Here is an 18276-nt window from a genome sequence, read left to right on the forward strand (position 1 = left end):
GGAGTGCGTCATGTCAGATCAAAACCAAATTGATTGGGAAAAAGGAACGATTCAAGAACCAAATCAAATAGATTGGGATAATGGTCAAATTTCACAACCTAAAGAAAAAAAAGAAAAAGGTATTTTAGGGCACTTAAAAGATACTGGCTTATCTGCTTTAAAAGGTGCAGTTGCTGTGCCCGAATTGGCTGTTGGTATCATGGATACTATGTCTGATGGTGCTGTTGGTAAAGCTTTAGAAAATAAAGATGGTTCATTTGGTTTTCGTCCAAAAGAAGCAAAACAAGCTCTTGGTGATTTACATACAGACCAATATAAAACCCAACAACAAGAATTTGCTGATGCTGGTAAAGATGGCAACTGGACAGACAAGGTAGTTGATAAAACAAAAGTCGCTTTAAAAAATCCATCTCTTATTGCTAATACAGTTGTGGAATCAGTTCCATCTATGCTTGCTGGAGCAATAGTCGGTCGTGCTTCAGGTATTGCCAATCCAGTAGTAGCAGGTGCCGTAGGTGAAGGTTCTGTAATGGCAGGTAGCCAAGCTGAACAGATTCGACAAGACACTGTTGATGGGCGTTTGACAGCTGATCAATCACTAGCAAGTGCTACAACAGGTGTTTTAGGTGGTTTAATTGGTTTTGCTGGTGGACGTATAGCTCAAAAGCTTGGTATTGGTGATGTAGATACTATGCTTGTTAATGGCAAACTCGGACCAGCTGAAATCGCTGGTGAAGTCGCTTCAATGCCAGCAAAGTCTTTGCCTCGTCGTGTGATTGAGGGCGCTATTTCAGAAGGTTTTTTGGAAGAATTACCGCAATCTGTTTCAGAGCAAATATTACAGAATTTGGCATTAGACAAACCATGGAGTGATGGTATTGAAGATGCAGCTGTTATGGGCACTTTGGCTGGTATGGCAATGGGTGGTGCTGCCAATATCTTATCTGGTCGTAATAATGAAAACGATGATCAGTTCAATCAGACTCAAATCGACATACCAAACCAACCACTTTCACCAACTTCATTGAGTACTGGTCAAGACGGGGCTTTAACTGGGGAATATATTCCAAGGGAATCATTTCAAAGTGGTGCAAATGAAAATCGTACAGCATTCGAATATGACCAACCATCTACAGCAGCTGATAACTTACTAAGTAGTACTTTTAATAGTGATGATGGCGCGGATAGTAACGGAAATATTAGTTCTACAAATAATCCAGTAAACCCATTGTCTCCAAATGGTGGTAATTATTTAAATACTGAACAACTACCTTCTGAACGTCTTGGCATTAATCCAAATGATGGACCTATGTCATCTGCAGCAGCAATCGCTTTAGATAGTGGTGTTACTCCAATGCTTGGTTCACCACAAGATAAGGCACAAAATGAAGCCTCTTCGAGTGGTACAATACCATCAAATTATCAATCGTTGTTGGGAAGTGACAATGAAAACATTACATCAAGTATCAATAGATTTGATCAATCGGCACAATCAGACAAACGCAATACTATCAACGATTCCTCAAGTAACCAGGGAGGAAATCTTGAAACAGCATCAGCAAATGATGGAGTTGCTAAAATTACAGAAGGAACAGGATCTAAAACTAGAATCTCAGGTTCAGGGGTTATTGAAACTTCATCAGCACCACAAGGGCAGTCAAATAGTAATAATATCAACACCGTCGGGAATGCTTCCATTATATCAAGAAAAAATGAAGCAACAGCGACAAGCAGTTCTACTATCAGCACAAATGCAAGTGATTCAAAAAGTCGAGTTGTAGAGCCAATTGAAGCTATAGAAAAACAATTTAGAGATGCTGAAACAGTCGCTGAAAAGGCAAAGATTCGCAAAGATATTGATGAACTTCAAAAAAAAACATTACAAACAGGTTTAAATTCTAATGATAAATTACAGCCCATCGATAAATCTGAAATCAGAAATGCGGAAGCTCCAGATTCAACAGGAAGTCAATCTACGACAACAACAAGTACATCAACAAATGATGTTGAAAATGTACGGAACGAAAATTCGATTAAGCCAAGACCATTATCCAAAGATGTCACAAATCAAATAAATCAACTTGAGCAAAAGTTATCAGTGGCTAAATCTGTTCCCCAAAAAGCAAAAATCAGGAATCAGATTAATCAACTTAAATCTCAACAAATAGAAAACAGTGAAAAGCCACAAAATACAGTACTAAATCCTGAACAGATTAAAACACAATATGGTGATACGCCCGATAGTGTAATGTCTGATATTGAAATTTTGGGCGATGATTTCACCGTTGATTTGCGTGAAGATAATAAAAAAGCCAATGCCTTAAATAATCCTAATTACAATGCTGTTCAAAAATCTGATGGTTCTGTAGAAGTTGTTGGTATGAAACATCCAACTACAGGTGAGTGGGTCGGGAAGAAACCTACTGCAGTTAGTATTGATGAAAATGCTCATCAAGCAGCAACAAGCTCACAAAATAATACGCCCGAACCTACACAAGCCCAAATTGAAGCAGGAAATTATAAAAAAGGGCATATTAAAGTTCAGGGGTTAGATATTTCGATCGAGAATCCAATGGGTTCAGAACGTCGAGGTACGGACCCTAATGGAAAAGAATGGGCACATACGATGAGTGACCATTATGGATATATAAAACGTACTGTAGGCGCAGATAGCGAACAAATCGATACCTATGTTGGTAAAAATCCAGACTCTGGTCAAGTTTTTATAGTTGATCAAATCGATCAAGAGACTGGTAACTTTGATGAACATAAAGTCATGCTTGGCTTTGATAGCCAAGAGGATGCAACTAAAGCATACCAATCTAATTTCGATAAAGGCTGGAAAGTAGGTCAAATTCGCACAATGACCATGGAACAGTTTAAGGACTGGTTAAAAAATGGCGATACTTCTAAGCCATCTTCTGAAACCGAACAAACTAATAAAGTTATTCGAGACTTAGGTGAAAAAATAGGAGGTGCTCGAAAAGACACCGCACTTTCTACTGGAAAGACAAATAAAACAAAAAATAGCGATGATCGTCCTACATGGGCAAAACGCTATGTAATTTCAGAAATAGTATCTTCAACAAACACAGAGGATAATGGAAAGTGGGTTATTGAGGATAGTAGAAAATCAGATTGGAAAGGTAACACAAAAAAAATGGGAACCTTTTCAAGTAAGCAAGAAGCTGAACAAATGTTACCCGTTTTAGCTGTAGCCCAAAAACATCGAATTTATGCCAGACGTGAGAGTAAGGGTGGATTTGAAATCTGGCGATTAATTAATGATTACAAACGCGTGAAAGTAATTAATCAAGTTTTTGAGACAAAAGAAGATGCACAAAATTATCTTGTAAAAAATGCAGCCCAAATACTTGAAATAAACACTACATTTGGCGAAATTGATATTCCTAGACCTGACAATAATTTAAGAAAAGGTGTTGAACGTCGAAAGGGTGACGTAAAAGATACTGATTTCATGGATGTATTTGGTTTTCGTGGTGTTGAGTTTGGTAATTGGAATAATCAGGTTGAACGTCAACAACTTTTAAATGATGCCTTTGATGGTTTATTGGACCTTGCTGATGTGCTGAATATTCCCCCCAAAGCGATTAGTTTGAATGGAGATTTAGCTTTAGCTTTTGGAGCTCGTGGTCAAGGTTTGAGTAGTGCTCGTGCTCATTATGAACCGGCAAAAGCTGTTATAAATTTAACAAAAATGAATGGTGCTGGTTCACTTGCGCATGAATGGTGGCATGCTTTTGATCATTATTTAGCACGCCAAGATGGTAAGGCTGTTGCTGAATGGACTATGGGTAAAGATGGAACCCGAAGTTTAAAAATATCAAGCAATACCAAAAACAATATGGTAAGCGGTGGATTTTCATACAAAAATTCAGGTGTTCGTGATGAAGTAAAAGAATCATATATTTCCCTGATTCAAACTATGTTTTCAAAGGCTGAGGAATACGTAGAAGATACTCAGCAAGTAGATAATTTTGTAGGAAAAGCACGTGAAGTAGTTACTCAAAAATTAGAATCAATCCGTAATGATTTATCAAAAGAGTTGGACCCTAAATATTACAAACGTTTTAATAAACCAGCACCTACAGAATTACTTGCTGAATTCGACACTATTGCTCAACAAATATCTCAAGGTGAAATGCTTAAAACAGAGTGGCGAACAGATGTTGTAAATAAGAAATCATCAGGTATTTTTTCTGGTGCACGCTGGACAAATGATGGACTTGAAAAATTAAGCCAAATTTATAAAAAAGTACGTGGTCGATCAGGTTTTAACACTGATCAAAAAGGTGTTCTTGATCAATTACGTTCCAGTATGAATCAGTATTCTTCAAGATTAAAAATGCTTGCTGAGGCTCAAAAGGGTTCAACAAAAATTAAGAAAGTTCCTACAAGCTTTGTAATGAACGCCAAAGACCTTGATTCAGGTAGAGGTTCAGATTATTGGACTTCACCCCACGAAATGAGTGCAAGAGCATTTCAGGGATTTGTTGAAGATAAAATTAAAGAGCAATCTGGTGAAAGTCCTTTCTTAAATTATGCTCCAGAAAATGCTGTGATCGAAACTCCATGGGGATGGACTAGACCATTCCCACATGGTAGTGAACGTAAAGCAATAAATGAAAAATTTGATAATTTAGTCGCTAAATTAAAAACAGAAGAAACAGAAACTGGAATAAAGCTTTATAGTCGTGACCAATTAAAACCTGATGAGGAACGAAAAGGCACTTCCCCAATTGAAACTACCTTTAATGCTTTATCAGTTGTCAGTGCTACTCGACGAGTCCTTTCTGTTCTTCAACATCTCAAAATGTCCACTACACAAGATTCGGCGATTAGTGGTCGCATTACCGTTGGAAGTGTTGGAATTAAGGGAGGCTTTAATGTTCAAGTTATTTCTAGTTTTGATGGACTTCCAGCGGAAATACAAAAAGATGCCACATACCAAGATGATAAAGGCAATACCCAAAACTATGATGTAAGTGCTGTTTGGCATGACGGTACACTCTATGTTGTTGCCGATCAGGTATATGGTGATAGTAAAAAACAGCTTACTACATTTGATGCTTACGAGGAAATGTTAGCCCATGAAATTATTGGGCATTTTGGAATACAGCAAATATTTGGTCAAGAATATAAATCAAAGTTACAGCAGCTTTATAATGCTTTAGGGAAATTGGACGGTATTCGTAAAATTGCATCGAACAATGGTGTAGATATGGCACAGTTTGAAAGTGCATATATTGAGCCATACACCCAAGACGCGAAAGACGGAATATATGCAGAATCAGACGTGCAACAAGCCTTGGTAGGAGAATTATTTGCTTTTGTAGCTCAAAATGCTAAGTCACGTCCTTTTGTACGTCAAAAGCTAAAGGAAGTTATAGGATATATCCGTCAATGGTTCCGTGAGCGTGGTTTTGATAAATTCTTATCACGCTATAATGATGCTGATTTAATGATGTTTTTATCAGAAGCTCGTAAGGCTGTAGTTGATCGAAGCTATTTTGGTAAATATAAAAATCAAGAATTTTCATCTAAGAACGATTCTGATACTCCACTTTATAGCCGTAGTCGAGAAAATAAAGCTGGATCAACAGTTAGACAAGTGCGTGAAGTGTTGTTTGAGCGCTTTGGTAAAGAAACCATAAATGAGTTAGAACGACAAGGCAAACTTGAAATTATTCAGGATTATCAAGTTGAAGGTGTTGAAGGCTTCTATTACAACGGTAAAGCCGTACTCGTTGCATCAAATCTAACTACTGAGAGTACAGTACCAACATTTTTACACGAATTGGGTGGTCATGCTGGTTTTCAAAACATGATGAACCAGGAACAATATAGTGAGTTGATGCGTCAGTTCGATAAACTTGTTGAGCAGGGCAATCCTGTTGCTTTGGCAGCAAAATTACTCGCGGAACGCGAACAGGGAAACGTACGCCAACAGCTTGAGTATTTACCCTACCTTTTAACGCTTTCATCAACGATGCAACAACGTAATGTAGTACAGCGTAATGCATTACAAAAATTGATTCAGAACATCGTGTCCTATGTTAAAGCTTGGATGTTTGATAATTTTGGAATCAATCTAAATTTAAATCCTGATGATATGGTGGCATTATCTGAACGAATGGTTAATAAGATTAAACAACAATCATCTTTAGACACTGTTCGTCAGAAATATCAAGGTACAAGTCAGTGGATGACCGCACCAAATGGTGCAAAATCAAATTTAAATGAACAACAATGGTTACAGGTCAGAACACCAGAGTTTAAAAAATGGTTTGGTGATTGGGAAAATGATGCTCAAAATTCATCACAGGTTTTAGATGAAAATGGTGAACCTAAGGTTGTTTATCATGGTACTAATGCAGAATTTAACGAATTCAAAAAAGGACATGGTTTATTAGGTGAGGGTATCTATTTAACTGATAGTTTTGATACCGCAGATATGTATGCTAACAATCGTGGTAAAAATGGATTTGTACTACCACTGTTTGTGAATATTCGTAGTGCATTAAATACAAAAGGGAATGTATCTCGTGACCAAGTTGTTCAGGCTACGAAATCAGGTAAATACCAAGGAATCGTTCATCAATTTGAAGATCAAGAGTTTATTGTTGCACTTGAGTCTAATCAAGTAAAAATGGCAGAAGGCAATACAGGAACTTTCAACAGTGAAAGTGCTGATATACGTTTTAGCCGATCTGCTAAAGAAACAATTGATAAATTAAGTAAAAAAATTAGTGATTTATCCGTTAAATCTATCAAAGAAAAATCAAGTTATAAAAAGACTGATTGGTTGGGTATTGGCTTATCAACCTTAGGTCGACGTCAGTTGACAGAAATTTATAACAAGCTACTTCCACAACTCACTAAATATAATGATCTTGCTGCGCAAATGGATGCTGATAAAAATGATGCTGGTGCAGAAGCAGATAGTATCGTACGAGAATGGGCAAATCTTAAAGATGAAAATCAACTTGCAGACTTAATGCATGATGCCACATTAGCCAAAATTGACCCGGCTAAACCTCATGTTAAAGGTGACAGTGTAATTAAGTATAAACAGTTGCGAGCTGATTTTAATGCCTTATCTCCTGACGCACAGGCAATGTATATCAAAGCGCGAGATGCTTATAAATCACACTATGCAAAAGTTCAATCAGCAATCAAAGAACGTATTTTAAGAGCATCTTTATCAAGTCAGAAAAAAGCTGATTTAATTAAACAAATGGATGATCAATTCTTTGGATATGTCAAAGGAGTGTATTTCCCATTGGCACGTTTTGGGAAATACGTTGTTGTGGCCAGAAATAATCTTGGACAGGTTGAGAGTGTGAGTCGAGCTGAAACAATGGGGGAGGCACAAAAAGCCCGTGCTGAGATGATGAAGAAATATCCTGAATGGAAAGTGGATCGAGTAATTTTGGATAAAGAGTTCAGTGCAAGTCGTGATGCAGCTGGTCGCGGATTTATGTCTAGTCTATTTGATGAAGTTGCTAATTTGGGATTGTCTCCTAGTGAAATGGTTGAATTTGAAGATACATTGAATCAGTTGTATTTATCATCTATGCCAGATTTATCTTGGGCAAAGCATGGTATTCACCGCAAAGGTACTGCTGGATTTAGTCAGGACGCTCGACGTGCTTTTGCACAGAATATGTTCCATGGTGCTGGTTATCTTGCCAAGTTACGCTATGGCGACCAGTTAGCACAGCAGCTTGATGATATGCAGAAATACGCTACAGAACAGGCAAAACAAGATAGTAATTATGACCAACCATCTGCTCAACGAGTGATTGATGAGATGAATAAACGTCATGATAATTTAATGAATCCAAAGTCACATCCGTTATCAAGTGCTTTAACTAGCTTTGGCTTTATATATTACTTAGGTCTGTCTCCAGCTGCTGCGATTGTCAACTTATCTCAAACAGCTTTAATGGCTTACCCAATAATGGGAGCAAAATGGGGCTTTGATAAAGCAGCCAGTGAATTGTTGAAAGCATCAAATGATTTTAGGAAGGGTGTAGATTTTCATAAAGTGAAATGGGAAGGAACTAAAACTGATTTATATAAAACAGTCAGTTCTGATATTTCTAAATTCTTGAACAAAGATGAAAAACAAGCTTACGATGATGCCGTAGCTCGTGGTGTTATTGATGTTACGCAAGCACATGATTTAGCTGGTATAGCCCAAGGTGAAGATAGCGGAATTATGTGGAAAACACGTCCGATTATGCGCGCTGCGAGTGTTATGTTCCATAGTGCTGAACGCTTCAACCGTGAGGTTACTTTTATCGCTGCATATCGTTTAGCGCGCCAAGCCGGTTCAAATCATGATTCAGCATTTGATCAAGCTGTTGATGCTACTTATAAAGGACATTTTGATTATAGTTCAGGTAACCGTCCACGTATTATGCAAGGGAATGTTGCCAAAGTTTTATTACTGTTCAAACAATTTGGTCAAAACATGATTTATACCTTAGCTCGTCAGACTTATCAGTCAATAAAAGGAGATACTGATGCTGAGCGTAAGGAGGCGCGTAAATCTCTCGGTGCAATTTTGGCAATGCATGCGACTTTTGCTGGTGTGCTCGGGTTGCCAATGGTTGGGATGTTGTTGTCAGTAGTATCATGGATGGGTGGTGATGATGACGATCCATGGGATGCAGAAGTAGCTTTGCGGAACTATCTTGTTGAAGCATTTGGACCTACAATTTCAAACCTTTTAATGAAAGGTGCGCCACGTGCGCTTACACCAGCTGATATATCGAGTCGTGTTGGTATAAACAACTTGTTATTACCTGATGTTCAGGAAGGCTTAGAAGGTAAACGATGGGCTGAATCAGCAATGGCAGGTGCTTTGGGTCCAGTAGCAGGCATTGGACTGAATGTGGCAAAAGGAACACAAGAAATATCAGAAGGTCATAATTTACGTGGGCTAGAGACAATGTTACCTGTATTCTTGAAAAACTTTGCCAAAACGTATCGCTATGGTGATGAGGGTGTTCAAGACAAAACAGGTGTTTCTATCATGGATGAGGTCAGCTCCATGGATTTACTTGTACAGGGTATGGGTTTCTCCCCATCTGATGTTCGCACAGCTAATGAAGGCAAAACGGCAATTTATCAGCTTAATCGTAAACTCAATGAGCGTCGTAGTCGTCTGATGACATTATGGTCACGAGCGAAAATGATGGATGATCAAAACGAAATGGATAAAATCTGGGAAGAAATCCAAGGTTTTAATGAAAAAAATCCATCACGACGGATTACTCGAATCAACTTGAATCAAAGTTATCGTAATCGCCAACGACGTATTGATCGTGCGGAAGATGGTATTTATTTATCACAAAATCGCCAAGATGCACGTGAAGCTGGCTACTTTGCTTTTGGTGAATAACCCCCTGTAAGGTTCGCTAAATAACCGCCTTTAAATAAAACTCTACGAAATAAAGTAGAGTTTTATTTCGGGGCAAGTTATGCAAGAAAACACAATTCCATGGATCATTAAAGTTGTGCCTGCCGTAGTGGGGGCTATTCTTGCCCTGGTATTAAGTGGTGACATTGATAAAAACGGAAAAATTCAAGTTTCCTTAGGAGTTATCGGGAAGTTTCTATTCAGCGTTTCAGTCAGCCTTTATGGCGGTTCAGCATTTATTGAATATTATGAATTATCAAAATATTCCCACATGGCTCAAGGCTTTGTGATGCTTATGTTTGCAGTTTTTGGATTATTAGGAATTGGTATTCTTTATCAGTCCATTGCACTAATGCAGGGTAAGCCTTTATCCGAGGTTATTAGTGAAGTCAAAGCTGCCTTTATTTCTATACTTAGTAATGGTAAAGGTGGGAAACAATGAGCGCAGATCAATCACAACAAGTTGCACAGGTATATTCATGGCTTCGTGCTATGTCTGGTGGCAAATTAAGTCAATCTCAGGTCGTAGCTGGTGATCAGATTATTGAGAAAAATGGCTTAAATGTCTTTGCAAAACTTATTGGCTTTGAAATACCCATACCATTAGTAAAAGGGCAGCGAGATATTTCTGAGAATGGCTATGCAATCATTCGAGATGCCGAGGGGTTCCGCTCAAATGCTTATTTAGATACTGGAGGTGTTTGGACTATTGGTTTTGGTACCATTAAATATCCAAATGGCAAATCAGTTAAAAAAGGTGATACTTGCACAAAAAGTGAAGCCGAACAATGGCTTAAAAATGATTGTGTGTGGGTTGATGCTTGTCTTGATAAAAACGTCAAAGTTAATCTTAATCAAAACCAATTTGATGCATTGGCTTCTTTTGTCTACAACATAGGCGAAACCGCATTTGTAAAAAGCACAATGCTCACTCTTATTAATCAAAACACTTTGACTTCAGCTGCAAGTCAATTTGATCGCTGGGTGTTTGATAATGGAAAGCGTATCCAAGGCTTAGTCAACCGTCGAGCAAAAGAAAAATCATTATTTCTAAAGGTGGTCTAAATGATTGATGCCGTGCTAGGTAAATTTTACAAATACATCATTTTAGTCTTGATGATCTTTATTTTTGGATATGCTTTTTATGCCAATTCTCTTGCTGGAAAACTGTCAAATGCTGAAAAAGTTAAAACTAAAGCAGTAGCAGATGCTATTAAGCCTTATCAAGATGCAATTGATCAGGCTCAAGAGGAAAAAGCAACCATAATGCAAACATGGTCAGCTAAAATTATAGAGGTTGAACAAAATGCAATTAAACAAATCCAAGCTGCCAATATTGATGCTCGTAATGCTCAGTTTTCAGCTGATAGCATGTCAAAGCAACTCATTGAAGCCAACAAACGTTTGTCCAGTGCTCCCAAGCAAACCATTATTAACTACACCATTGCCAGCTCAGAATTACTCGAAAGTTGCACAACAGAATATCGAGAAATGGCAAAAATTGCAGATGGACACGCAATTGATGTCAGGCGACTAAATGAAAGTTGGCCAGAACTAAATAAAACCCTCAATTGAGGGTTTTATTATCTATTTCATTTCAAAAAAATTTCCAGATGGAGTCATTACATTTGATTTAATAAATGGAACTGTATCTCTCTTTGATTTTTCAAGTAGAAAATAATCCTCAGTCTTATTGTTTATACTGTCTAAATATACGGCTTTTATATAAATGTTCAGGTCTTCTGGTCTAGGAGGGTTTAAAATATCATCGCATGATGTGAATATAGCTGTAATATTAAGATTTTCACCAGACTTAAATATGTCACTTTTATTATATGGATAATCAAATTCTACTAAAATTTTTTCTTTTTTATTTGGTAAATAATCAAATTGCAAACTAAAAGAAGATGCATTGTTGTTATAGTTTTTAATATTAAAATCTATTGCTAAGGCAGGCTGTCCATTACTGTCATTCGATTTATAAAAGTCATCAATTTTTATAAAAAAAGTTGGTTTACTACTTCGAATCTTTGCTTTTTCATCGTCCTCATCTTTTTCACGCTGTTTAATGTATAAGTAAAATGCAAAAACAATAGAAGCTAATGTTCCAAAAGATCCTAAAAAAGTTAAAGATAGTGAAAGTGTTTCTTTAAAAGGTGAATCACTAATATTTTTTAGAGCATAAAAGTAATAAAACCATGCACCAAATAGAGCAGTTATAATTAACAATATAATTATAGATGTAAAAAAAGCATAAAATTTATTTTTCATATCAGATCACCTTTTAATAAGATTTGAAATATCAGCATCAAAATATTTAGTAATATCAAACCATTTTTCTATTTCTTTTTCCCATTTGTACACACGTTCATCTTCAATTTTTAATACGTCTAACCCTTTGATACTAAAGTGAGTCGTATCATTTGGAAGCTGTTTCCAATCAATAGTCCCATTATCATTAAACCAATTTCCCCAAGCATTTTGTATGTATGGGACCACAAAAGACTGTTGCACATCATTCCATGCAAATATGTTCTGTATATTGGATTTTTCTTTATACATATCTTTAACACTTTTAGTCGGGCGGAATGATTTCATAAATCTTTCCAACTGTTCTTTAATAAAAGAAAATTCAGTATTTATAACGTCAGGTGTTTGAACTTGAGAATAAGCTTCCTCTGCATCCGCAATATCAGCAGCTGATACATACCTTTGCTTTAAAGCAAATTTAGAATAATTATCGTCATATTGTTGTCGAGCAAATTGAATAGCTGTCTGGTAATCTAAACGTTCGCCACGTTTTCTTAAGTTTACATACCGTTTAAGACTATTCCATGATGAATGTAATGTAATCGTTTGTAGTTGCGGTATCGTAAAGCCATCCTCTGCATAGCGTGTAGCAGCTTCATGGCGCAAATCATGGAACCTTAAATCTTCAATTCCATTTAAACGACATGCTCTACGAAAATAATCACTGACTGTCTGCACATTGACAGGCAATAAAAGTTCATCACTATAACCCAGCTCGAGCATTCTTTTTCGAGTAGAAGGTTCAAGTAATTCCTCAATAATGAGGAGGGCATTAGGTTCTAAATGAGCAAACTTATGATTTCCTTTGGATCCATCTGGATTTTTAACGTCCCTGATCTTCCATTGACTATTTTTTTTGTCAAAATCATCTAAACGCATTTCACATAGTTCGCCTTCACGACGACCTGTATAGATCGCAAGCCACATGACCAGGTGCATAGGAATAGCATTGCGAACTCGCTTCCAGCCTTTATAAAAGTGATTGGTCAGAATATGAAGTTCTTCTGATGTGATTAAACGATCACGTTCCTTTGATTTAGTAACAATACGTGCTTTTTTTAGACCGATAAGTGAGTGAGATAATTCATTCTTAGCATGAGCAACATCTTCACCCCATACAAGTTCTGCATGATTTAAGACAGATGAAATATGGGATAAATCTTTTAATGCAGTTGCTGGGGCAACGCCATCTATCATTTCAATTGGATTGCCTTTGCGTCGTTCAATGGCAAATGATGAAAAATCTTGACGTGAAAGGGTGTAAGCATCTTTATGGGCAATATCATAATTACAGATATTTTTTAGTGCTGCAGACTTGGTATCGGCAAATTCATCACTAATTTCATCTAAATATTGAGTGATGAATTGTTCTAAAGTTTTTGACACAACCTTAGCTTCTGGATTTAGAATAGCAGGATTGACCAGAATCTCTGCTTCAAGTCGTTTAATCCATTCTTTGGCTAACGACTCTTTTGCAAAAGTTCTTGTTTTAATAAATGGTGGTAAGCCTTTACGAGTTATTCGTATTTGAGCTCTGTATCGAGTTTTACCATCAGCTGTAGTTCGTTCTGCAATTGTTCCCATATTTACGCCATAAAGTTAGATTTACGCCACGATGGTGATTATGGCGCAAATAAGGCGTAAAGAATAGTTAAGAATGATTGAAAATGATGTAAAACCCTTGAGAATATGGGAAAGTGAAAATTGAGTAAAAACAACGTAATTGCAGAATTGTTTGATAAATCAAAGTATTCCCCTATTTTTGTCGCCCCGATGGCAGGGGTGACTGATCGTCCGTTTAGAACACTATGTAAGTACTTTGGTGCCGGGCATGCGGTCAGCGAAATGATGACATCTGATCAGACTTTAAGGATGACCAAAAAAAGTTTATATCGTGCCAATTTTGATGGGGAATTAGCACCCATTTCCGCCCAAATTGCAGGTTCTGAACCTGAACAATTGGCTGAAGCTGCACGTTACCAAGTTTCAAATGGCGCTCAAAATGTCGATATCAATATGGGCTGTCCTGCGAAAAAAGTCTGCAATAAGTTAGCAGGCTCAGCATTGCTACAAGATGAAGATTTAGTTGCCCGAATTTTAGATGCAGTGGTCAATGCTGTGGATGTTCCTGTGACCTTGAAGACCCGTTTGGGCTATTTAAATGGTCAGGAAAATATTCTGCGAGTGGCAAAACGTGCTGAAGAAGCAGGAATAGCAGCTTTGGCTTTACATGGTCGTACCCGTGAAGATATGTATTTAAACACTGCACGGTATAGCTTGATCAAAGAAGTTAAACAGTTGATTTCAATACCCGTGATTGCCAATGGTGATATTGATAGCCCTGAAAAAGCCAAATATGTGTTGGATTATACCGGTGCGGATGCGGTGATGATTGGTCGTGCAGCACAGGGACGTCCTTGGATTTTTCGCGAAATTGCTCACTATTTAAAAACGTCAGAGCATTTAGCTGCTCCAAATATCCAAGAAGTGAAAGATGTTTTACTTGGTCACTTGTCAGAGCTTTATCAGTTTTATGGGGAGTATTCAGGTTGTCGTATTGCACGAAAACATATTGCTTGGTACACCAAAGGCTTACATTCAAGCAATGAGTTTCGTCAAAATATGTATAAGGTGGAAAGTACACTTGAGCAAGCCAAAGTTGTAGAACAGTATTTTGACCACTTGTTGGACCAAGGTAATTTGATGAGTGATGTACAAGTGGAGTCCGTTAATTTATTGGATGTATAAATTAACCGCTTTGGATTGAAAACCTTAATTCAATACCAGGGCATTCCAAACAAAATTTACTTTTTCAGAGTAAATTAAATGGCTACGAACAATATAAACATCTTGAAAGAAGCTATAACCCTCTAATATTTTTAATTTATTGTCATTTAACTCTTCTTCTATCAACAATCTTGGCAGCCATGCGACACCTAAGCCTTGTAAAGCCAAGGCTTTTAAATCACTGGCATTATCTGTTTCATACAAGGTACGGTAATTTAATTTTCCTTCGATTACTTTATCAACACATTTCCCCAAATAGGCTTTTTTGCTGTATGCCAAAAGAGGGAAGTTTTGGTTAAATGAATATTTGGGTTGGTGATTGATTGTTGCTGTGACAGGTAATACTTCCATTTTGACGATTTTATGATATTTAAAAATACTGGGGTCCAACTGTTGTAAAGTGATTTGATCACAATAACAAATTAAAAAGTCACAAGAGCCTTCTTTTAATAAATAAAGCCCTTGCTGCAAATTGGAGGCGATAATTTCTAATTTTAAATCATCATAATTGCTATATAGTTTTTGAATAAACTTAGGGAAAAATTGAGTAATGAGTGAGTGGGATACTGCAAACTTAATCGATAACTCATTGTCTTTAATATTTTTTTCTAAATAGTTGATGGTGGTATTCATTTGATTTTTGATGTTTTTAGATGTTGAGAGTAAAACTTGCCCTGCATCGGTGAAATCTATGCTTTTGCTATAGCGTTTTAAAATCTGAAAGCCAAGCGCTTCTTCAATATTCTGTATTCTGCGTGTGAAAGCAGATTGGGTAACGTGGCGTAGCGCAGCAGCTTTAGAGATCGATTTTTCTTGATCTAAAGCCAAAAGATCTTCTATCCATCGAATTTCTAGGGTCATATTGATTAGCCGTTCTACATTGCACTCTCAGCATTATAACAAGTGATATGCAAAAAATGCATACATAAATATTTTTTTACATTAGCCAATTTTCAATGCATTTCCTAAGATAAATTTATTCTTTTATTGAGCTGTAATGCACATGAACATTGAAATTAAAACGCGAGTTGAGAAGGATTTATTAGGACTTAAAGAAGTGCCATTTCATTGTTATTATGGCGTACAAACCCTAAGAGCATTAGAAAACTTTAACTTAAGTTCAACTAAATTAAGTCACTTTCCTGTTTTTATTAAAGCACTTGCAATGGTTAAGGCTGCGTGTGCCGATGCCAATTTCAAACTCAATAAGCTCGAAGAAAATAAATATAATGCAATTCAACATGCTTGCCAGCAACTGAACAATGATTTGTATCATGAACAGTTTCCGATTGATATGATTCAAGGTGGTGCGGGTACATCGACCAATATGAATATCAATGAAGTGGTCGCGAACATTGGATTAGAGTATTTAGGGCATGCAAAAGGGGAATATCAATATTTGCATCCAAATAATGATGTAAATATGTCTCAATCAACCAATGATGTTTACCCTAGTGCAATAAAAATCGGTTTATTATTTGCTTTAGACCAACTGAATCTGCCGTTCCAAAGTTTAATTCAAAGCTTTGAAAACAAATCAAATGAGTTTTCTCATATCTTAAAAATGGGACGTACTCAGTTACAAGATGCAGTACCGATGACTTTAGGTCAAGAATTTGCAGCATTTGCGCATACATTGCAAAACGATTTGAAAAAAATCAATCAAATTATGCCAGACGCTTTAAGTGTGGTGAATCTTGGTGGAACTGCGATTGGTACTGGTATTAATACTGAAGTTGAGTACCGTATTCTTGCTATTCAAGCTTTATCTAAAATTACCAATAAAACCATTTCAAGTGCGCCTGATTTAATTGAAGCGACTTCGGATATGGGCGATTTTGTTCTGTTATCAAGCTTATTAAAACGTACCGCTACGAAACTTTCAAAAATCTCAAATGATTTACGTTTGTTGTCGAGTGGTCCGCGTGCTGGCTTAAATGAAATTCATTTAGAGCCACGTCAACCGGGCAGTTCAATTATGCCAGGTAAAGTGAACCCTGTAATACCAGAAGCAATGAACCTTGCTTGTTATCAAATTATGGCAAATGATTTGGCAATTACACTCGCTGCTGAAGCAGGTCAATTGCAGCTCAATGCGATGGAACCTTTGATTGCTTTCAAATTGTTTGAATCAATTGATTTGTTAGGCAGAGCAATGCGTATGTTTGAGCAAAAATGTATTCAAAATATTCGTGCAAATGCAGAACATTGCCAAGCTTTGGTAGACAATTCGATTGGTATTATTACGGTGTTGAATCCTTACTTGGGTTATGAAACGACAACGCGTATCGCTAAGCAAGCCAATGAAACTGGGGCAAGTTTTTTAGAGTTGATTCGAGCAGAACAATTGCTTTCTGATGAAGTTTTAGCTTCTGTGCTTGCTGTGCAAAATATGGTTCACCCAAAGCAGAAAGATGCAGCTTAATTGCCTTGTAAATCTAGTTGATTCTCAGGGAAATACATTCCGTTTCTTTTCTGATTAAAATAACACAGCCTCCAAATGGAGGCTGTGTTATTTTTAGATAGTTAGATTATTTCTAGGTTTGGGTTATTTGAGACATCACTCATTAAGTTCTAAGCGTAATCGAACCTTAAGAAATTAAAACACCCATTCAATTAGGCAATCCGCAAATGCTGTTTTAGCAGATCATTTCAAGCGTAGATCCGCTCTTTTCGAAAATAATTTTTCAGTATATTTATACTCTCCTGAGCATCAAAATTGTGGCATTTTGATGAGTAGCAAGTGTTGGGTCAGTATGAGTGCTTTGTTGAATCAATATTCCCAAAAACCACGCTGAATACAGATCGCTAAAATATGATTTTGATTGGGTTCGCTTGCCCAGCCCCATCAACCATAAAAAAGACGGTTTGATACAGGTCATTCTTTGAAAAGAGAAGGGGAGACAAACTTTTGATGTTGTATAGCTAGCTGTGCAATATGTGGGTTATAGGCTTGATAAACCTTAATGCTGTCACAGTCATATACAGCACAGATTTCGTGATATGCATGATAAATCTCACTTGTATTTTTGAATAAGTTAAAAAAAGAAAACTTATCTAAACAAGTGGAAAATGATCGACCGATTGGCAACAAAGTGATTAATCATGATAAAAGCAATTTATATTGATTTTGTTGTCATTTTATTCAAAATAGAGTTTTTATCAAGCTGATTAAGTTGATCACTGTACACGCTATGCATAGGTCGTTGAGTAAATGAATAAGGATAATTTAAGACGATTTGCTCAATATAATATTTGGGCGACACAACATCTTTGTGAATGTTTAAAAGCCGTATCTGATGCAGATTTTAATCAAGATATTGGACTGTATTTTAAGAGTATTGCAGGAACGCTTAACCATTTACTGCTGGGCGAACATTATCTCTGGTATTCACGTTTTAAAGAAAATCACTCTCCAACTATGGCATTAAACACCGTCATTCATCAGGATAAAACTCAGCTTTTGAATGAATTAAGCCATAAGAGCCTAAATTGGTTGAGCTTTATTGATGATTTAGATGAAACACTTTTAACGGGAAATTTGAACTATATTAGATCAAATGGGGAAGCGCAAAGCTTGCCTTATGCAGATACGCTGATTCACGTTTTTAATCATGGTACACATCATCGAGGGCAAGTAACTGCTGCTATGACGATATTGGGTTATCAATGCCCTGAGCTTGATTGGGTATATATGTTGGTTGAAGAAAATTTACAAGATTGACCAG

General features: G+C 36.8%; 11 protein-coding genes. 7 read left to right on the plus strand and 4 right to left on the minus strand.

From position 1 onward, the window contains the following. Positions 1-10: 10 nt before the first annotated feature. From ACINWC743_RS08005 to ACINWC743_RS08020, 4 genes are all read left to right on the plus strand, one after another. A complete protein-coding gene (locus tag ACINWC743_RS08005) occupies positions 11-9433 on the plus strand; it encodes a PLxRFG domain-containing protein (protein WP_009585050.1) in 9423 nt (3140 codons plus the stop codon). 79 nt (positions 9434-9512) lie between these two features. Beyond that, positions 9513-9893, plus strand: coding sequence for a hypothetical protein (locus ACINWC743_RS08010; RefSeq protein WP_009585037.1), 381 nt, complete (start codon positions 9513-9515; stop codon positions 9891-9893). Continuing rightward, the gene (locus ACINWC743_RS08015) at positions 9890-10516 is read left to right on the plus strand and encodes a lysozyme (RefSeq protein WP_009585034.1); all 627 of its coding nucleotides are present in this window, start codon (positions 9890-9892) and stop codon (positions 10514-10516) included. Before ACINWC743_RS08010 ends, ACINWC743_RS08015 begins: the two co-directional genes overlap by 4 nt. Further along, the gene (locus ACINWC743_RS08020) at positions 10517-11026 is read left to right on the plus strand and encodes a hypothetical protein (RefSeq protein ID WP_009585073.1); all 510 of its coding nucleotides are present in this window, start codon (positions 10517-10519) and stop codon (positions 11024-11026) included. Between the two features lie 12 nt (positions 11027-11038). On the opposite strand, the gene ACINWC743_RS08025 is transcribed toward ACINWC743_RS08020, so the two are convergent. Then, positions 11039-11722, minus strand: coding sequence for a hypothetical protein (locus ACINWC743_RS08025; RefSeq protein ID WP_009585058.1), 684 nt, complete (start codon positions 11720-11722; stop codon positions 11039-11041). Positions 11723-11728: 6 nt separating this feature from the next. Continuing rightward, complete coding sequence (locus tag ACINWC743_RS08030) at positions 11729-13345, minus strand: tyrosine-type recombinase/integrase (RefSeq protein ID WP_009585053.1); 1617 nt, start codon at positions 13343-13345, stop codon at positions 11729-11731. Between the two features lie 147 nt (positions 13346-13492). Here ACINWC743_RS08030 and dusB point away from each other — a divergent pair, with 147 nt between their 5' ends. Next, on the plus strand, positions 13493-14509 hold the full coding sequence (dusB, locus tag ACINWC743_RS08035) for a tRNA dihydrouridine synthase DusB (RefSeq protein WP_265588244.1): 1017 nt from the start codon (positions 13493-13495) through the stop codon (positions 14507-14509). 24 nt (positions 14510-14533) lie between these two features. Here the strand turns inward: dusB and ACINWC743_RS08040 are convergent, their stop codons facing one another. Beyond that, positions 14534-15409: a LysR substrate-binding domain-containing protein gene (locus tag ACINWC743_RS08040; RefSeq protein WP_009585061.1), complete on the minus strand. Its 876-nt coding sequence runs from the start codon at positions 15407-15409 to the stop codon at positions 14534-14536. Between the two features lie 142 nt (positions 15410-15551). Between ACINWC743_RS08040 and ACINWC743_RS08045 the strand changes: the two genes are divergently transcribed. Continuing rightward, positions 15552-16973 carry an aspartate ammonia-lyase gene (locus tag ACINWC743_RS08045; protein WP_009585065.1) on the plus strand — a complete coding sequence of 474 codons (1422 nt, stop codon included), beginning with the start codon at positions 15552-15554 and terminating at the stop codon, positions 16971-16973. A gap of 453 nt (positions 16974-17426) precedes the next feature. Here the strand turns inward: ACINWC743_RS08045 and ACINWC743_RS25275 are convergent, their stop codons facing one another. Continuing rightward, on the minus strand, positions 17427-17642 hold the full coding sequence (locus ACINWC743_RS25275) for a DUF4291 family protein (protein ID WP_080971992.1): 216 nt from the start codon (positions 17640-17642) through the stop codon (positions 17427-17429). 120 nt (positions 17643-17762) lie between these two features. On the opposite strand from ACINWC743_RS25275, the gene ACINWC743_RS08050 reads away from it, so the two are divergent. After that, positions 17763-18272 carry a DinB family protein gene (locus tag ACINWC743_RS08050; protein ID WP_009585024.1) on the plus strand — a complete coding sequence of 170 codons (510 nt, stop codon included), beginning with the start codon at positions 17763-17765 and terminating at the stop codon, positions 18270-18272. Positions 18273-18276 lie beyond the last annotated feature (4 nt).

It is taken from the genome of Acinetobacter sp. WC-743, from assembly GCF_000335555.1.
Lineage (GTDB): Bacteria > Pseudomonadota > Gammaproteobacteria > Pseudomonadales > Moraxellaceae > Acinetobacter > Acinetobacter bereziniae.

Coding starts and splice junctions, on each gene's coding strand:
- ACINWC743_RS08040 (WP_009585061.1), bottom strand. CDS start 15,409: ATGACCCTAGAAATTCGATGGATAGAAGATCTTTTGGCTTTAGATCAA.
- ACINWC743_RS08015 (WP_009585034.1), top strand. CDS start 9,890: ATGAGCGCAGATCAATCACAACAAGTTGCACAGGTATATTCATGGCTT.
- ACINWC743_RS08025 (WP_009585058.1), bottom strand. CDS start 11,722: ATGAAAAATAAATTTTATGCTTTTTTTACATCTATAATTATATTGTTA.
- ACINWC743_RS08030 (WP_009585053.1), bottom strand. CDS start 13,345: ATGGGAACAATTGCAGAACGAACTACAGCTGATGGTAAAACTCGATAC.
- ACINWC743_RS08005 (WP_009585050.1), top strand. CDS start 11: ATGTCAGATCAAAACCAAATTGATTGGGAAAAAGGAACGATTCAAGAA.
- ACINWC743_RS08045 (WP_009585065.1), top strand. CDS start 15,552: ATGAACATTGAAATTAAAACGCGAGTTGAGAAGGATTTATTAGGACTT.
- ACINWC743_RS08010 (WP_009585037.1), top strand. CDS start 9,513: ATGCAAGAAAACACAATTCCATGGATCATTAAAGTTGTGCCTGCCGTA.
- ACINWC743_RS08020 (WP_009585073.1), top strand. CDS start 10,517: ATGATTGATGCCGTGCTAGGTAAATTTTACAAATACATCATTTTAGTC.
- ACINWC743_RS08050 (WP_009585024.1), top strand. CDS start 17,763: ATGAATAAGGATAATTTAAGACGATTTGCTCAATATAATATTTGGGCG.